Here is a 16,649-nt window from a genome sequence, read left to right on the forward strand (position 1 = left end):
GTTTCCAATTTACAGCCCTCAGATTGCGTAATATCACACATTCTATAACACAAAACACTGATTTTAGACGTACTACCCTCTTTTTTTTACGGTTATTGATGATATATTCAAATAAATCACTAAATTGCGCACAGAAACAAAAACATCGAACCAATAATCAATAATTATGGCATTAAATCACAAAATCCATTTGTTATGGGGATTCCTGTTTGCTATAGTTGCCTGCACAGGTAATGAACTATTACCTAGCGAAAACTACAATGGGAATAAATCCACGAATTCGCAAAATATTCAAAGAAGTGAAGAAGAAGCACTTCATATTGCGAATACTTTTTTTCAAGAAAGAAAAGATCTCACACGCTCTACAACAAAGAGTCTTTTTTCTGCAGAAGCACGAACTCTCGCACCTCAAATAAAAGTTCGTAGTGGGCAAAGCTATCCAGCCGTTGACACAACCATGTACTTTATAAATAGAGGAGATAATAATGGTTTTCTACTCGTCAGCGGCGACAAACGCCATCCTGCAATCATAGCCTATTCTAAAAAAGGAAGCCTTCATCTTAAGGACATACGAAGCTCTTCCCCTATGCGTCACTATGTCGAACAATATGAGAAATACATTTCTTTTGAACACGATTCTGCTACAATAGCACATGATAAAGAAATGAGGAAGCGATGGGGAGATAAGTGGAAATTTAAACTTATCCCCTTACACCCAGATTCTATGAAAATACCTGGAGCACCTACGTTGGAGCACGACTATCCTAAGACATCAAGAATAACATTTTCTCCCTTCGAGAAGGAAATCAATTGGGGACAAAAATACCCCTACAATATTACGTTTACTCCTATAAGAGACACAACTCCCCCCGTAGGATGCGCCGTTATTGCCATGGCACAAGTCTTAGCCCTATACAAGCAACCTCAAGCCGTAGGAGACCTCCAGCTGCATTGGGATAACATCTATAACGAATGTACAAACCTCAAAACTTTAGCCGACACATTTTATGCAAACAACGACAAACTGCCTCCTGTATCAGAAAATAACCGATTAGCGATTCTTGAAGTTAGCTCCCTCTGTAAAAAGATTTCAAAACTCGCAGGAACTCGTTATACAACAACAGCAGGAAGTACTTACCCTGAATACATGCCTCCAACGATGCGCAAATTGGGGTTCTCCTGCTCCAATCTTCACCCTATTGAAGGGAAAGAGCTGGTAAACGAACTAAACAATCATCGCCCCGTAATTATTACGGCTACAGGGATAGTAGATACCATAAGTAACCAAAGAGTAGGACACGGATGGATTATTGATGGTTACGAGATTGTCACTGTCGAAGAGCACATAGAACACACAGCTACCTATCTTAAACTGAGAATAAGCGATAACTACTATTTCCGTTGTAATTGGGGATGGAATGGAGGAGGACTAACAGCACCTAATGGCAGTGCCTACTTCTCTTTAAATCATCTGATACCATGGTTTAAGACCCCACAAGAGAAATGGTATATTCCTGCTTATTTTGACTCTATTCTGTTTGGTTGTACAAACATAAAATATAAAAAGAATGAATAGTATAAACAAAACTTTTTGGGGCGCTTTAACATTGCTCTTTTCTCTTTGTCTCCTCTCTTGTCAGACAGATGAGGGAACGGAGCGACCGTCTCCACAAAAGAAAGCGCAATATAAGGATCCGAGACTGGTCATGAGCTACTACAATGATGTATTCGACATCTACAACTTCTGTGAAGCTCCCTTTGTGCATCCAGACACCATACAATGTCGCATCGTGGCGGATGGTACACTACCATACGAAAAGAAACACCAAGCTGTCCCTACCGTGGAGCACAAAGCCCTTATAGACGGATTCATCAAAAACTGGAGAACAGATGAGACTTTTCTATTAAAAAAAAGCTCTTTTGGTATTTTCGATGACTCACTCACAGCTGTAGTAAGACTGACAGGGGAAAAGGCGTTTCCCTCTCCTATATATGCTCAACAACGTATGAAAGAATTGGGGGCAGACCTCCCAGTGCACTATGCGGCAACAGAAGGTTTTCGCTCTGTACAACTGATCAATCCTCCTGTGGCGATTCGCGTAGCCTTATTTTATCGTTATACGAGTAATGATAAAGATCTCAAAACTAGAGAAAAGGATGTAACAGACGAAGCATACATTGTGAGCTTTGACCCTCGGGTGGCTATAACACGCGGAGGAATCGGAGAAAATGGGCGTAACCTCAAGGTGGTACGCCGCAAACTCACCAGCATGACTGCCGAAGACTTTCGATGGCTCAATGCAGACTTCTTCATCGACATTCCACGCAAAGCAGACACACCACGCAAAGACAAGGGGAAGTGCATCGGTGTAAATGTTTATTTAGTACGTGCAGATGGCACAACAGTAGAACCCGACCCCACCTTTCCTTGGGGCGGAGGCATTCCTGTCTTTTATCCTGAATTTGGTTTTGATTTTGAGTATGCCATCCCTTGGTTCTTTCACCACAACCGAGGAATTAGAAAGCCGAAATAGAACACCAAGGCAACCCTACAAAGTGTATTTTCTCCTTTCAAAAAAGAGATGAGAGGGGAGGAATGAATGATGTTCCTTTAAAAACTACCGAAGCGGGCTGACTTCCACTTGTAAAGTCAGCCCGTAATATTTTGCTACATAAAGAATAGGAAAGAGGAGAAGGACAATAGGTTTCCAATTTACAGCCCTCAGATTGCGTAATATAACACAAAGCACTGATTATAGACGTACTACTCTCTTTTTTTTTACGGTTATTGATGATATGTTCAAATAAATCACTAAATTGCGCACAGAAATAAAACTAAGACACCCCATAAAATCAACTATGAAGATGGCATTCTCTCTATTTTCTCGAAAGGTCCACCACACGTTGCTCGTGCTGGGACTTCTGTTTAGTGGATGTTTTCTCCTCTCTTGTCAGACAGATGAGGAGACGGAGCGACCGTCTCCACAAAAGAAAGCGCAATATAAGGATCCGAGACTGGTCATGAGCTACTACAATGATGTATTCGACATCTACAACTTCTGTGAAGCTCCCTTTGTGCATCCAGACACCATACAATGTCGCATCGTGGCGGATGGTACACTACCATACGAAAAGAAACACCAAGCTGTCCCTACCGTGGAGCACAAAGCTCTTATAGACGGATTCATCAAAAACTGGAAAGCAGATGGGAGACTGTCATCCGCAAAAGTACAATGCGCTTTTGGGGTTTTCGATGACTCACTCACGGCAGTGGTAAGACTGACAGGGGAAAAGGCGTTTCCCTCTCCTATATATGCTCAACAACGTATGAAAGAATTGGGGGCAGACCTCCCAGTGCACTATGCGGCAACAGAAGGTTTTCGCTCTGTACAACTGATCAATCCTCCTGTGGCGATTCGCGTAGCCTTATATTATCGTTATACGGCTAATGATGAAGATCTCAAAAGTAGAGAAAAGGATGTAACCGACGAAGCATACATTGTAAGCTTTGACCCTCGGGTGGCCATAGCACGCGGAGGAATCGGAGAAAATGGACGCAATCTCAGGCTGGTACGCCGCAAACTCACCAGCATGACTGCCGAAGACTTTCGATGGCTCAATGCAGACTTCTTCATCGACATTCCACGCAAAGCAGACACACCACGCAAAGACAAAGGGAAATGCATCGGTGCTAAGGTGTATATTGAACGGGAAGATGGCACAATTATAAAATCTGGCTCCTTCCTTCCTGTTGGCGGAGGTATCCCTGTCTTTTATCCTGAGATAGAACATGATTATGACTATGCCATCCCTTGGTTCTTTCACCACAACCGAGGAATTAGAAAGCCGAAATAGAACACCAAGGCAACCCTACAAAGTGTATTTTCTCCTTTCAAAAAAGAGATGAGAGGGGAGGAATGAATGATGTTCCTTTAAAAACTACCGAAGCGGGCTGACTTCCACTTGTAAAGTCAGCCCGTAATATTTTGCTACATAAAGAATAGGAAAGAGAAGAAGGACTATCTCTAAAAATCAGTCCTTTGGAGTATTTTCCCAAGGTTTGATGTGCTTGATCTGTCGCAATATCCAACGCTGGCGACTACGCATGTAAGGCGTGGGTTCCGCACTGTTGAAACGCAGAGGAGCTGGCAGAGATGCGGCTATCATGGCGCAATTTTTACGCGAGAGTTCACTTGCAGAGCAATGAAAATTCTCTTGTGCCACAGCTTCGGCGCCATAGATGCCATCACCCATCTCAATGCTATTGAGATACACCTCCATGATGCGCTCCTTCGACCATAGGAGTTCGATGAGAACGGTGAAATAAACTTCGAACCCCTTGCGTGTCCACGAGGAGGTCGGCCATAAGAAGACATTCTTTGCCGTCTGCTGCGAGATGGTGCTTCCCCCACCACTCTTCCCCCCATTAAGACGTCGGCGCACAGCATAGCCGATGGCTTGGGTGTCAAAACCACGATGCTGTAGGAATCGCTGGTCTTCGCTGCTGATGACGGCGCGAGGCAAAGCCGGAGAAATCTCCTTGAGGGGCACCCAATCGTGTTTCAGGCGCGGAACTTCACCACGCCCCACCTGCTGCACACAGCGAATCACCATGAGAGGTGTGAGGGGCACGGGCACCCAACGATAGATGAGGGTGACCAACACAGTGGAAGCAAAGAAAAGAATGACTGCCCAGCGCAAAATACGCCATAATATTTTGATCGGATTGACGCTCATGAGCAAAGGGAATTCAAAAAGATAAGGCTATAAAATGAACGAAATTAGCCCCAACATGAGAAAATGTTGGAGCTAAACAAGGCTAGTACACCCAAGATGGGCATAAATTAGAAAGGCAAATCGTCCGTGGCATTGGGCTGAACTGCTGGTGCTTGAGGAGCAGCTGTAGGAGCTGTAGGAGCTTGTCCGTAGGCAGCATCGCCAGCACCAGGTTGGTTAAAACCAGCTTGAGCAGGAGCAGCAGCGGGAGCGGGAGCACCATAGGCAGGAGCAGGCGCACCATAGGCAGGGGCACCCATGGCTTGAGGCGCAGTGACACGCCAAGCACGGATAGAGTTGAACCAACGGCCTTGATATTCACGCGCATCTATGTCGAAGCTCACGGTGTATTCTTGACCCACTTGTATGTTAAACTCGCGGAGACGGTCTTCGCCGAAAACTTCAAACACGCAACGACGAGGATATTGCTCGTTGGTGGTTTCGAGCACGAAAGATTGCATCATCCATGCGTTGCCTGTGCGTGCAGAAGTACCCGAACGCTGTTCGAGTGCCACGATGATTTTACCAGTAATTTCCATGTAAAAAAGTATTTTTGTTTGGTATGCAAAGGTAACGATTTCTTTTGAAAATGGCGCGCAAGGGCATGTAATTTTGTGGAGGGAGAGGAGAAAATTGATAGAGGGACGAAAAAAATGAGGGAAGATGCGGTAGAGTCGAAAGAAAAGCGTAAATTTGCGTAATAGTAAAAGTGTGCACTGCTAACACACACTATCGTGCAAAAGCAGGCAAGGAAACAGGAGTTTTTCAAATCTTTTAAGCCAGTCTGCACATCACTTAAGAATCATAACCACAAAGAATAAGCCTTTATATGAAGTTCGTTATTTCCAGTAGCATCCTTTCGCAACGATTACAGACCTTAGGACGTGTGATTCCTTCTAAGAATAGCATGCCTATTTTGGACAATTTCCTCTTCCAAGTGGTCGATGGTAAACTTACCCTTACGGCTTCTGACAATGAAATTACGCTCCGCACCACCCTCGAATTGGTGGAGAGCGATGGTAACTTGAGCTTTGCGGTCAATGCAAAGACCTTGCAAGATGCCATGAAGGAGATTCCCGAACAACCCCTCGAATTCACTGTCAACCCTGATGGACTTGAAATCAGAGTGGATTTCCAAAATGGTCACTACACTCTTGTGGGACAAAATGCCGACGAATATCCAGTGACAAAAGGATTGGAAGGCGAAATGTCTACCTTGGTGGTGGATGCGCAACGCTTGCACAGCAGCGTGAGCCGCGCGCTCTTTGCTGCTGCCGACGACCCTCTTCGTCCCGTGATGAATGGAGTCTTCTTCGACTATCAAAGCAATGGTCTGGCGATTGTGGCTTCCGATGGCCGTAAATTGGCTTGCAGCCGATTGCTCGACCTCACGAGCGATGCACCTACGTCCTTCATCCTCCACAAGAAGCCTGCCAACATCATGAAAGGTATCTTGCAAAAGGAAGCTGGCGACTTGACCATCCAATTCACGAAGCGCAATGCTACGCTCAGCACCGAAAACTACGAACTAGGCTGTCGACTCATCGAGGGTAACTTCCCCAACTACAACAGCGTGATTCCTAGAGAAAACCCCAATCTCGTGACGGTGAACCGCACGGCTTTGGTGTCTGCGCTACGCCGCCTGCTTATTTTCTCCAACGCAGGCAGTCCTCTCATCAAGGTGCACGTAGAACCTGGCCGCATGATTCTTTCTACACGCGACAGCGACTACGGTCGTTCGGGTGAAGAATCTTTACTCTGCGAATATACGGGCAACCCCATGAACATTGGTTTCAAGGGTACGCTCTTGATGGAGCTTTTGAACAATCTCGAAAGCGAAGAAATCGTAATCCAGCTTGCTGATCCTTCTCGCGCAGGTGTCATTGTTCCTGCCGAACAGCCCGAGAATGAGGATGTGCTCACCCTCCTCATGCCCATGATGCTCAACGATTAAGATGAACTATCACTCTTAATCATCACAGCACCTCCGTTTGTCATCAGGTGTCGCTCCTTGAGAGAGACAAGACTCTCACCTCGTCAAGAAGCGAGAGATGATGCAAACGCAGGTGCTGTGTGGGATATTTCCGAAACTCCTTCGACTTTTGACTCCTTGTCTTTATGCTCTCTTCTCTTCACAACAAGCACATCGTCCTCGGCATCACGGGGAGCATCGCTGCCTACAAGGCTTGCACGCTGGTTCGTCTGCTCATCAAAGCTGGCGCAGAGGTGCAAGTGGTGATGACTCCTGCGGCCAAAGAGTTCATCACTCCCCTCACCCTCGCCACCCTCAGCCGAAAAGCGGTAGCGAGCGAGTTCTTTGATCGCAGAGATGGTTCGTGGCACAGCCATGTAGATATGGGACTTTGGGCAGATGCTATGATCATTGCACCAGCTTCTGCGGCTACGCTGGGCAAGATGGCACACGGCATTGCAGACAACTTGCTCATCACCACCTACCTCTCCATGAAAGCACCGGTGTTTGTGGCACCTGCCATGGACTTGGACATGTTTGCTCACCGCACCACGCACGACAATCTCGAGCGACTTCGCGAGTTTGGACACCACATCATCGAACCTCAGGATGGCGAACTGGCTTCGGCTCTCGTGGGAAAAGGACGTATGGAAGAACCTGAGCGGATAGTCGAAGTGCTGGAAGCCTTTTTTGCGCAAAAAGAGGGAGCGACAGCACCCAACGTGGCTTGTGCTGCGCCTAAAGACACACCTTCTCGCGGACGTGTGTTGGTGACTGCTGGTCCCACCTACGAGAAGATTGACCCTGTGCGCTTCATCGGCAATTACTCCACCGGCAAGATGGGTTTTGCCCTCGCAGAATCTCTGGCAGAAGCTGGCTTTGAAGTGGCACTTGTGGCAGGCCCTGTGGCACTCACCACCCAACATCCACGCATTCACCGCATCGATGTGGAAAGCGCAGCCGAGATGTACGAAGCTGCCATGCGCGAATTTCCTTCGTGCGTGGGCGGTATCCTCTGCGCTGCCGTGGCAGATTTCACCCCAAAAGCGGTGGCTACGGAGAAAATCAAGCGCGAAACTACGGGCGAGTGGAACATTCCGCTCCAACCCACGCAAGACATTGCCCGAAACTTGGGAAAAATCAAAGATAATCGCTGGCTCGTAGGCTTTGCGCTTGAGACCCACGATGAGACCACACACGCGCTCGACAAGATGACGCGCAAGGGACTGGACGCTATCGTGCTCAACTCTCTCCGCGATGAAGGAGCAGGTTTTGGATACGACACCAACAAGGTGACGATTTTCACCCTCGATGGTGCAGAAAAAGCCCTTCCCCTTCTGCCGAAAACAGCAGTGGCACAAGCCATTGTACAAGAACTATGCGAAAAATTCTGCTAATCCTTTTCGTCCTCTGCACTGCGCTCATGCCTTCATCGGTGTGGGCGCAAGAACTTGATGCCACCGTCACCTTCAACACCCGACAAATCGAAGGGACGAACACGGCTGTCTTTGACAATCTGCAGCGCGCACTCACCGATTTTCTCAACGAACGCCAGTGGACGAACCTGCAGTTTCGACGTGCTGAGCGCATTCGTTGCACATTCAACTTTACCGTACAGCAATATGATGAGAGTGACCACCGCCTCAATTGCGTGCTCACCGTGACGGCTACGCGCCCCATCTACAACGCGACGTACACCACGACAACTTTCTCCACGCGCGATGGAAGTGTCAACTTCCGTTTTCAAGAATTTGACAAACTGGAGTTCCGCCCTGAGACCATAGACAACGACCTCACGGCGATTTTGGCGTACTATGCCTACCTCATCATCGGTTGGGATCTCGACACGATGTCGCCGAAAGGGGGAACGGAGCAACTGCAAATGGCACAATCCATCTGCAACAATGCGCAATCGCTACAACTCTCTGCCAAAGGTTGGAAGGCTTTTGACGATGGTAAGAATCGCTATGCCGTCATCAACGACTATCTGGACGGAGCGATGGAGCCTTTCCGATTGATGCAATATGAATACTATCGCAAAGGACTCGACCAAATGGCGGAAAATGCCGAACGCGGTCGTGCAGCTATCACTGCTTCTTTTGAACAATTAGCTAAAGCACGCGAGAACAAGGCGATGAGTCTCCTGCCTCAACTCTTTACGGAGTATAAAGCGGACGAGATTGTCAATATCTATCAAGGGAAATCTACCCAAAAGGAGAAGGACTTCTTGGTGGATCTCCTCGGACGCATCAATGCTTCCAAAAATTCTTCGTGGAACAGAATTAGGAATTAGGGGTCATCGACCCTTTTATGCTCGCCACGATTAGCGTGGCTCGGGTTAGAGATTAGACTTTAGACGTTAGTAAGTAGCATTTCTAATAGAAACTAGCGACTGCGCACCGCCCCTCAAAAGCCTAAAGACTGCATCTAACGTCTAAAGTCTAACGTCTAAATTCTAAAGTCTAACCTCTAACGTCTACCCTCTAACGTCTATTTATGCTTCTCTCCTTACATATTTCCAACTATGCCCTTATCGATCAGCTCGACCTCACGTTAGAGCAAGGAATGAGCGTGATCACGGGGGAAACAGGTGCTGGTAAGAGTATCATTTTGGGTGCTCTCGGACTGTTGCAGGGCAATCGCGCCGATGCCAAAGCCATCAAAAGCGGTGCTAATAAGTGCGTTGTCGAAGGCACTTTTGACATCACTGGACTGGCCGTGGAAGAACTGTTGCAAACTGCCGACATAGACCTAGAAGACAGCACCATCATCGTGCGCAGAGAAGTGACGGCAGCCGGAAAAAGTCGCACCTTCATCAACGACACTCCTACCACACTTGGCGTGCTGCGCGAGGTGAGCAGCAAACTCATCGACATCCACTCGCAACATCAAAACCTTCTTTTGAGCAACGAGGACTTTCTCCTCGACACTCTCGACTCGGTGGCAGGAAATCAAGCCCTCATCGGCGAGTATCACGTAGCCTTCCAAGCCTGGCACCAAGCGGAACACGCGCTTCGCCAACTCCAGCAGACGGCACACCAACAAGAGAGTGACAAAGAGTTTTGGGAATTTCAGTTGGCTCAGATTGACGAAGCGCAACTGCAGGAAGATGAACAAGCCCAACTCGAAGAGGAGAGCAAAACTCTCGAACACGCAGAAGACATCAAGAGTGCTTGTTATCAAGCTGTGGGATTTCTCCGCAACGATGAGCACGATGTGGTGCAATTACTCCGAAGCGCGAAATCTGCCCTCGAAGGGGCAGCACGCTATATGGGAGGGCTTGACGATCTCACCGAACGTCTGTCGAGTGCGCGCATAGAACTCGACGACATCCTCAGCGAAATCGAAACGAAAGCCGAAGAAGTAGACTTCGATCCAGAGCGTTTGCTCTGGGTGAATGACCGACTTTCCACCATCTATTCCCTAGAAAAGAAACACCAGGTCAGCGAAATCAGCGAACTCCTCGCCATTGCTGAGGATTTGCGCCAACGCCTTTCTGCCATCGACCATGCTGATGAGCGCATCGCTGCGGCAGAAACTGAGGTGAAGCGCACCTTTGCTGCGGTTACTGCCTTGGGGGCTCAACTCACTTCGGCGCGCCAACAAGCGGCAACGGAGATGATGGACAATCTCACCCAAGGGCTGCAAGAACTCGGCATGCCTTCTGTGCAAATCCTCTTCGATTTTACCGTGCGTCCTCGTCCCGACCGCATGGGCTGCGATGCGGTGCGCTTTCTCTTCACTGCCAACAAACAGATGCCGCTGCAAGATGTGGCACAAACAGCCTCTGGTGGTGAAATCGCTCGTGTGATGCTCACCCTCAAAGCCTTGATTGCTCAAAAACGCAACCTCCCCACCATCATTTTCGACGAGATCGACACGGGTGTGAGCGGGACGATGGCAGAGCGCATGGGACGTGTGATGCAACGCATGGGACAAACCGCACAAGTACTCTGCATCACTCACTTGCCGCAGATAGCCGCACTCGGAAAAGTGCACTTTTGGGTGCACAAACAAGAGAGCGACACCGGCACAACTTCCAACATCCGCGCCCTCTCTGACGAGGAGCGTGTGCAAGAAATCGCCAATATGCTCTCGGGAGCTGCCATCACGGATGCAGCTTTAGCAAATGCTCGCCAACTCCTCAATGAGGGGGCACAATAAAAAACAAACCTTCAACCCAAGATTCTTCACCAATGAAATACCTTCTTCCCCTTGCGCTGGCTTTCCTTCCCACCCTGAGCCAAGCACAAAAACCAAACGAAGCACAACAAGCCGTGGTGCGTGTGATCACCCTCAACGAGAAGGGCGACACGCTCCACACCACTTATGGATATTTCGCATCACCCACAGCAGAAGTCGTAGCTCCCTACGCAGCCTTCCGAGGTGCCACGCGCGCAGTCGTGACCGACACCAAAGGTCGCCAAGCCGATGTGTTGCGCATCGTAGCTGCTAGCGACAACTACGACATGGTGCGTGTCACCACTGCCATGCCCACCAAGAAATTGCCCTTCCTTACACGCAGCACAGCAGTGGGAGTGGCTGGCACAGCATGGCAACAGACGTTCTTCTCCACCGAAAAACAAGCGCAACCTCTTGCTACCAACGTCCTCTCGGCAGATGCTAACAACGTCTTCCCTTACTACACCCTGAGTGCACCCAACGAGGAACAATATGTGGGTTGTCCCATCGTGGATAACGGACAAGTGGTGGCGATCGCTCAGCGTAATCTCTTGGACAAAGCGCAAGGCATCTGTGCCATCAGCGCAGCCGTGGCAGATTCGTTCCGAGTGAACGCAGCTGCTGCCCTCAATAGCGATTTCAACGCTATTAGAATACCGAAGCAATTGCCCACCACCAGCGAGAACGATGCCTATTCTTATTTCTTTATGATGCTGCGCACCCAGCGCGACAGCCTGCAAGTGCAACCGCTCATCCAAGATTTCACCACGGCTTATCCTAAACATGGAGCTGCTATGCTCGACCTCGCTAGCTACTATGCTCGTCTGCGCCAATACGCAGAAGCCGATGCGTGGTTGCAGCGCCGTTTTGCCCTCAGTGGTGACGGACTCGATGCCGTCTACGACGCGCAAGCGCAACTCATCTATGAGAAGGCACTGGCCGATAGTACGAACTATCCGACTTGGAATCTCGAAGCTGCTCTCAAGGCTGCTGAAAAATCCTATGCACTGCAGGCCAAACCTGCTGCGCTGCTCCAACAAGGGGTAATCCTCTACAGCATGAAGCGCGACGAACAAGCCTTGGAAAAATTCAAAACCTACAACACCACTGCAGCTGCTTCTCCACAATCTCACTATTTTGCAGCACAAGTGCTCATGCGCATGAAAGTGGCGGACAGCCTCATCGTGGCAGAGCTGGATAAAGCTTTGGAGATAGCCGAAAAACCTTACAAAGGTGGTGACGTGGCTGCCGTCTTGGAATTGCGCGCCTATTATAATGAGAAGCTCGGCAACGTGCGTGCTGCTGTGTTGGACTACAATGATTACGAACAAATCGTGGGTGCTAACCGCCTCTCTGCGCAGTTCTATGCCATCCGTGCCAGTCTTGCTGAAAAAGCACGCATCTACCAAGTAGCACTCGATGACTTCAATTCTGCTATCGCCCGTGCCACCAACAGCGAAGAGCGCGAAGACTATCGCATCAACCGTGCCCTCCTCTGCCTACGTGTCCAACTTTGGGACGATGCCATCGCAACGGCACAACAAGCCATCACGGAGAATCCTCAAGCTGCCGATGCTTATAAAATCATTGGTGTGGCGTATGGTGAACAGAAGAATCGCGCTCGTGCGCTGGAATATCTCACTAAAGCGCAGCAACTGGGTGATGAAAATGCAACTACCCTCCTCCAAAAGTACAGCGCACTCCCTGCCAACCGGAAAGTATCGTCTGCATCACACAGTGCCACTCCTGCTAAACGTGGCTCCGCTGCGGCACGAAAGCGATAAGTACTCACCTTTTGACTGAATACTTTGATATCTTTTCCCTAACGCTGGGAGCAGCACAACAAAAAACTCCGAGAAAACTAAAATTTTCTCGGAGTTTTTTGCGTAAATGTCGGAGAGTTTAGGAAATATCTCGGACGTTTTCTGAGACAAGTCGAAGAATTTCAGAGAAACGTCGCATACCTTTAAGTAATATCAGGAATGCTCTGAGAAATAATCAAAGAGAAGTTGAGAAACATCGGAGATACTCTGAGAGAGGATAGAGACAAGATTATCGTCACTTGAAGAAGCGAGATAAAACTTAATCATGGAGAAAGCATCACTCACCTATCTATCGGAGTTTTTTAGCCTTAGGCATGCACGTAAGTGCCGATGTCTTCGCCTTCCATCACGCGACGGAGGTTGCCCACGATGTCCATGTTGAACACATAGATGGGAAGACCATTCTCTCTGCACATAGCTGTGGCGGTGACATCCATCACCTTCAAGCCGCGCTGAAGCACTTCGTCGTAAGAGATCTCGGAGAACTTCGTCGCGGTAGGATCTTTTTCGGGGTCGGCAGTGTAGACACCATCCACACGCGTGCCCTTGAGCATCACATCAGCTTCGATTTCGATGCCACGAAGTGACGAACCTGTGTCGGTGGTGAAGTAAGGATTGCCCGTACCTGCACTCATAATCACCACTTCTCCGCGTTCCATGGCTTCGATAGCCTTCCATTTGGAGTAAAACTCTCCGATGGGCTCCATGCGAATGGCAGTGAGCACACGATTTTTCACGCCAATAGCATCAAGGGCAGAGGAGAGCGCAAGGCTGTTGATCACCGTGGCGCACATGCCCATTTGGTCACCTTTGACACGATCAAAGCCCTTTCCAGCACCGCTCAAGCCGCGGAAGATGTTGCCACCGCCAATGACGATGCCGATTTGCACACCCATCTGGTGGATTTCTTGGATTTGTGCAGCATACTCGTTGAGACGTTGTGTGTCGATGCCGTGACCTTGTTGCCCCATAAGGCTTTCGCCACTGAGTTTAAGCAGGATGCGATTGAATTTCATATAATAGAAAGATGAAGAAATTTGCGAATTGAAGATGGAGAATGCCTACATAAATCCGAGCCATCGAAAGTTTCCAGCACTTCTCCGCAAATCATGAGCGCGATTGCAGCACAAAATTACACATTGTAGCGGAGGTTGGCAAGATTTAGCCAAATTTTCTGCGCAACACCCCTGGCAATTGCAATGCCATCACCCCACCCCGCAGCGCAAGATAGGCGGTGAAGGCAATCCACAAGGCGTGATTGCCCATCGTGGAAGCAAGCATTTGGTGCAGCAAAAAGAAGAGGGCGGCAGCATAAGCCACCCCCACGAGCATGCTCCGCGTGGCAGTGGTGCCGATGTACAATCCATCAAAGAGAAAGGCGGTGACACTCACCACAGGTAGGGCAATGACGTAGGGTAAATAGGTGCGCGCCACCGCGACGACCTGCGCATCTTGTCCCAACTGCTCCACGATGAAATCGCCCGTCACGAAAAAGAAGGCGGAAAACAACAGCGCAATGATGCCGCCCCACAAGAAGAGGGCGCGCACCAGTCGGCGAAACTCCACTCCATCTCCTTGCCCCGTAATGCGCCCTCCCACAGCCTCACCAGCATAGGCGAAACCATCGAGGAAATAGCTCGTGAGGAGGAAGAGTTGCAGGAGAATGGCATTGCCGGCTACGACATAGTTGCCACTGCGATTGCCGAAGGCGGTGAAAGAAAACATCACTGCCACCAAACACAGCGTGCGGAGGAAGATGAAAACATTGACAGTGAAGAAGCGTTTCCACGCAGCAAGGTCGCGAAACACGCGATGTCCCTGAGAAAACAAGGCGATGCCGTGCTTGCGCGCCACACGAACGGCAAAAGTCAAGGCTAATATCGCCCCCACCCACTGAGCAGTGAGCGCGCCAATGGCTACACCTTCGATTTTCATCTGAAGCCCATAGACAAAAAAAAGGGAGATGCCGATGTTGAGCAGGTTTTGTGTCACCGCAACGATCATAGGATAGACGGCATTTTGCATACCTAATAGCCAACCATTGAGCGCAAACAGACTGAGCATGGCAGGTGCGCCCCAAATGAGCCAATGAAAATAGTCCATCACGAGGACGCGTTGTGCTCCTTCTACCGACATGAGCCAAAGTCCTAGTTCGATGATGGGCTGTTGCAACAAGAGGATGCCCAAACTCAAAGAGAGGGCGATGACCAACGACCGACCTAGCACCACGCCACTCTCACTGAATTGTTCGGCTCCAAAGGTTTGCGCAGCCACACCTCCTGTGCCCATGCGAAGAAAATTGAAGAGCGAGTAGGTGGTTGAGAATAAAGTGCTGCCCACACTGATGGCGGCAAGATAATAGGCGCCAAGATGGGCTGCAATGTAGGTGCCGACGATGCCCAACAACGGCACGGTGATGTTGGTGAAGATGGAGGGCAGCGCTATATGTAGGATTTTTCGGTGCATGGTTCGTTCGTTCAGCTATAGTTCTAGTGGGGGTAGAGAGAAAAGTCGGCTTTCGCTTCACTCTCCGTGAGAGGATTCAAGGAGAAACTTCACAGCTTTGAAATCAAAGGTGCGCAAGGCTCCAGCGTTGTCGCGAAGGGTGAGTAGTCCAGAGGGAGCGACTTGCTCAAAGGTGGCTAAAAATCGCTCACCAGTGGCAGTGTCTTCATAAGGATGTACGCCTTCACGGCGAAAAAGTCGCTGTTGATAAGCCGTGGCTAGGCGCGTTTTGTCGCCTGCCAACCACAGCGCATAGAGGGTTTCAAAGTAGCGCACAAAACTTTCCAATACTTCTTCGGTGTCGATGCGATGCCCCAAAAGTTGTTGCAAAGAAATGGGATTAGGCGCATCGCTCACGAAGCGCGGTTGATTGACATTGATGCCGATGCCCACCATGGTACTCTCCACCATCGCCCCTCGGAGCTGGTGATTGAGGAGCATCCCACATATTTTCTGCGCACCCACATACACATCGTTCGGCCATTTCACACTGACTCCTTCGACATACGCATCGAGGGTTTGGGCGACTGCCAAACAAGCGATTTCAGAAAGATAGAATTGTTCGGTAGCGCACACACCTTGCGGACGGAAGACAAAGGTAAACATGAGATTGTCTCCGCAATCGCTCTCCCATTTCGTTCCGCGCTGTCCGTGACCGCGAGTTTGAAAATCGGTACTCACCATCCACACCTCCCTTGCTGGTGCTGCATCTATGCTGAGCATCTCCATCGTAGTGGGCACGGTGGGGTAATGCTTGCGGAACCAATGTGGAGGGAGTTGGGCTTTTGCTGGTGCACTACACCCTTCGCAGGTGTCTTCTTCGCAGGAATCAGCTACGAAAGTCGGAGCTGCCGAAGATGCTTTGCGAAAGGGCGCAGTATTTTCTCGAAAGTTCGCGGCATCACTCAGGAGATATTGCGTTTCGCTATTAGAAAAAGAGTTCATCAGCAGGATTTTTCGGGTGAAAGCGTTGAGGAAGTTCTAACGGGAAGGCGTTTTTGTAATGGACAATCTCAAACGGTGGTGCGCTACCCACCAAGGCGATGATGTCGAAACGGAAGGGAACATCGCCCACTTGTTGTTGACGCATATAGGCTCTCGCAGCAAGAGAGAGGTGTTCGCGCTTGTGACGGTCTACCGCTGCGGCTGGATCGCTCCATTCATCGGAAGTGCGGGTTTTGACTTCCACAAATACGAGTTCGCCCCAGTCGTCTGCCACGATGTCAAGTTCGTAGGGATAACAACGCCAGTTGCGCGCCAAGATATGATAATCCTGACGAAGGAGGAAAGAACAGGCGAAATCCTCACCTAAATGTCCTAGTATGTTGTGAGAAGACATAAAATTAGAGATTAGATATTAGACGTTAGACATTAGACGTTAGAGGGTCGCA

The 16,649-nt window shown here is 49.3% G+C and carries 14 protein-coding genes; 8 read left to right on the plus strand and 6 right to left on the minus strand.

Translation table 11 applies throughout. From position 1 onward, the window contains the following. Positions 1-166: 166 nt before the first annotated feature. The 3 genes from HMPREF9999_RS09465 to HMPREF9999_RS09475 all read left to right on the plus strand — a co-directional run bounded on the left by HMPREF9999_RS09465 (position 167) and on the right by HMPREF9999_RS09475 (position 3,855). Entirely contained in the window at positions 167-1,576 is a 1,410-nt protein-coding gene (locus HMPREF9999_RS09465; protein ID WP_009437889.1) for a C10 family peptidase, read from the plus strand. 130 nt (positions 1,577-1,706) lie between these two features. Continuing rightward, the gene (locus HMPREF9999_RS09470; protein WP_232301299.1) at positions 1,707-2,534 is read left to right on the plus strand and encodes a hypothetical protein; all 828 of its coding nucleotides are present in this window, start codon (positions 1,707-1,709) and stop codon (positions 2,532-2,534) included. 331 nt (positions 2,535-2,865) lie between these two features. After that, positions 2,866-3,855 carry a hypothetical protein gene (locus HMPREF9999_RS09475; protein ID WP_157049658.1) on the plus strand — a complete coding sequence of 330 codons (990 nt, stop codon included), beginning with the start codon at positions 2,866-2,868 and terminating at the stop codon, positions 3,853-3,855. 177 nt (positions 3,856-4,032) lie between these two features. Here the strand turns inward: HMPREF9999_RS09475 and mtgA are convergent, their stop codons facing one another. Beyond that, positions 4,033-4,737 carry a monofunctional biosynthetic peptidoglycan transglycosylase gene (mtgA, locus tag HMPREF9999_RS09480; protein WP_009437893.1) on the minus strand — a complete coding sequence of 235 codons (705 nt, stop codon included), beginning with the start codon at positions 4,735-4,737 and terminating at the stop codon, positions 4,033-4,035. Between the two features lie 107 nt (positions 4,738-4,844). Further along, on the minus strand, positions 4,845-5,315 hold the full coding sequence (locus tag HMPREF9999_RS09485; RefSeq protein ID WP_009437894.1) for a DUF3127 domain-containing protein: 471 nt from the start codon (positions 5,313-5,315) through the stop codon (positions 4,845-4,847). A 290-nt stretch (positions 5,316-5,605) separates the two neighbouring features. On the opposite strand from HMPREF9999_RS09485, the gene dnaN reads away from it, so the two are divergent. The 5 genes from dnaN to HMPREF9999_RS09510 all read left to right on the plus strand — a co-directional run bounded on the left by dnaN (position 5,606) and on the right by HMPREF9999_RS09510 (position 12,714). Continuing rightward, a complete protein-coding gene (dnaN, locus tag HMPREF9999_RS09490; protein ID WP_009437895.1) occupies positions 5,606-6,730 on the plus strand; it encodes a DNA polymerase III subunit beta in 1,125 nt (374 codons plus the stop codon). A gap of 164 nt (positions 6,731-6,894) precedes the next feature. After that, positions 6,895-8,145 carry a bifunctional phosphopantothenoylcysteine decarboxylase/phosphopantothenate--cysteine ligase CoaBC gene (coaBC, locus tag HMPREF9999_RS09495; RefSeq protein ID WP_009437896.1) on the plus strand — a complete coding sequence of 417 codons (1,251 nt, stop codon included), beginning with the start codon at positions 6,895-6,897 and terminating at the stop codon, positions 8,143-8,145. Beyond that, complete coding sequence (locus HMPREF9999_RS09500) at positions 8,127-9,041, plus strand: DUF4835 family protein (protein ID WP_009437897.1); 915 nt, start codon at positions 8,127-8,129, stop codon at positions 9,039-9,041. The genes coaBC and HMPREF9999_RS09500 overlap by 19 nt, the downstream gene beginning before the upstream one ends. A gap of 203 nt (positions 9,042-9,244) precedes the next feature. Beyond that, positions 9,245-10,912, plus strand: coding sequence for a DNA repair protein RecN (gene recN, locus HMPREF9999_RS09505; protein WP_009437898.1), 1,668 nt, complete (start codon positions 9,245-9,247; stop codon positions 10,910-10,912). A gap of 32 nt (positions 10,913-10,944) precedes the next feature. Further along, positions 10,945-12,714, plus strand: a complete 1,770-nt coding sequence (locus tag HMPREF9999_RS09510) for a tetratricopeptide repeat protein (RefSeq protein WP_009437899.1) — start codon at positions 10,945-10,947, stop codon at positions 12,712-12,714. 347 nt (positions 12,715-13,061) lie between these two features. Here HMPREF9999_RS09510 and pyrH read toward each other — a convergent pair whose 3' ends face one another. The 4 genes from pyrH to HMPREF9999_RS09530 all read right to left on the minus strand — a co-directional run bounded on the left by pyrH (position 13,062) and on the right by HMPREF9999_RS09530 (position 16,597). Continuing rightward, on the minus strand, positions 13,062-13,769 hold the full coding sequence (pyrH, locus tag HMPREF9999_RS09515; protein WP_009437901.1) for a UMP kinase: 708 nt from the start codon (positions 13,767-13,769) through the stop codon (positions 13,062-13,064). 145 nt (positions 13,770-13,914) lie between these two features. After that, complete coding sequence (locus HMPREF9999_RS09520) at positions 13,915-15,219, minus strand: MATE family efflux transporter (protein WP_009437902.1); 1,305 nt, start codon at positions 15,217-15,219, stop codon at positions 13,915-13,917. Positions 15,220-15,276: 57 nt separating this feature from the next. Beyond that, positions 15,277-16,203 carry a biotin--[acetyl-CoA-carboxylase] ligase gene (locus HMPREF9999_RS09525; protein ID WP_009437903.1) on the minus strand — a complete coding sequence of 309 codons (927 nt, stop codon included), beginning with the start codon at positions 16,201-16,203 and terminating at the stop codon, positions 15,277-15,279. Further along, positions 16,187-16,597 carry a YraN family protein gene (locus tag HMPREF9999_RS09530; RefSeq protein WP_009437904.1) on the minus strand — a complete coding sequence of 137 codons (411 nt, stop codon included), beginning with the start codon at positions 16,595-16,597 and terminating at the stop codon, positions 16,187-16,189. Before HMPREF9999_RS09530 ends, HMPREF9999_RS09525 begins: the two co-directional genes overlap by 17 nt. Between the last annotated feature and the right edge of the window lie 52 nt (positions 16,598-16,649).

Source organism: Alloprevotella sp. oral taxon 473 str. F0040, assembly GCF_000318095.2.
In the GTDB taxonomy this organism is placed as follows: Bacteria; Bacteroidota; Bacteroidia; order Bacteroidales; family Bacteroidaceae; genus Alloprevotella.

Coding starts and splice junctions, on each gene's coding strand:
- HMPREF9999_RS09510 (WP_009437899.1), top strand. CDS start 10,945: ATGAAATACCTTCTTCCCCTTGCGCTGGCTTTCCTTCCCACCCTGAGC.
- recN (WP_009437898.1), top strand. CDS start 9,245: ATGCTTCTCTCCTTACATATTTCCAACTATGCCCTTATCGATCAGCTC.
- HMPREF9999_RS09470 (WP_232301299.1), top strand. CDS start 1,707: ATGAGCTACTACAATGATGTATTCGACATCTACAACTTCTGTGAAGCT.
- HMPREF9999_RS09500 (WP_009437897.1), top strand. CDS start 8,127: ATGCGAAAAATTCTGCTAATCCTTTTCGTCCTCTGCACTGCGCTCATG.
- HMPREF9999_RS09465 (WP_009437889.1), top strand. CDS start 167: ATGGCATTAAATCACAAAATCCATTTGTTATGGGGATTCCTGTTTGCT.
- HMPREF9999_RS09525 (WP_009437903.1), bottom strand. CDS start 16,203: ATGAACTCTTTTTCTAATAGCGAAACGCAATATCTCCTGAGTGATGCC.
- pyrH (WP_009437901.1), bottom strand. CDS start 13,769: ATGAAATTCAATCGCATCCTGCTTAAACTCAGTGGCGAAAGCCTTATG.
- HMPREF9999_RS09475 (WP_157049658.1), top strand. CDS start 2,866: ATGGCATTCTCTCTATTTTCTCGAAAGGTCCACCACACGTTGCTCGTG.
- HMPREF9999_RS09485 (WP_009437894.1), bottom strand. CDS start 5,315: ATGGAAATTACTGGTAAAATCATCGTGGCACTCGAACAGCGTTCGGGT.
- mtgA (WP_009437893.1), bottom strand. CDS start 4,737: ATGAGCGTCAATCCGATCAAAATATTATGGCGTATTTTGCGCTGGGCA.
- HMPREF9999_RS09520 (WP_009437902.1), bottom strand. CDS start 15,219: ATGCACCGAAAAATCCTACATATAGCGCTGCCCTCCATCTTCACCAAC.
- coaBC (WP_009437896.1), top strand. CDS start 6,895: ATGCTCTCTTCTCTTCACAACAAGCACATCGTCCTCGGCATCACGGGG.
- HMPREF9999_RS09530 (WP_009437904.1), bottom strand. CDS start 16,597: ATGTCTTCTCACAACATACTAGGACATTTAGGTGAGGATTTCGCCTGT.
- dnaN (WP_009437895.1), top strand. CDS start 5,606: ATGAAGTTCGTTATTTCCAGTAGCATCCTTTCGCAACGATTACAGACC.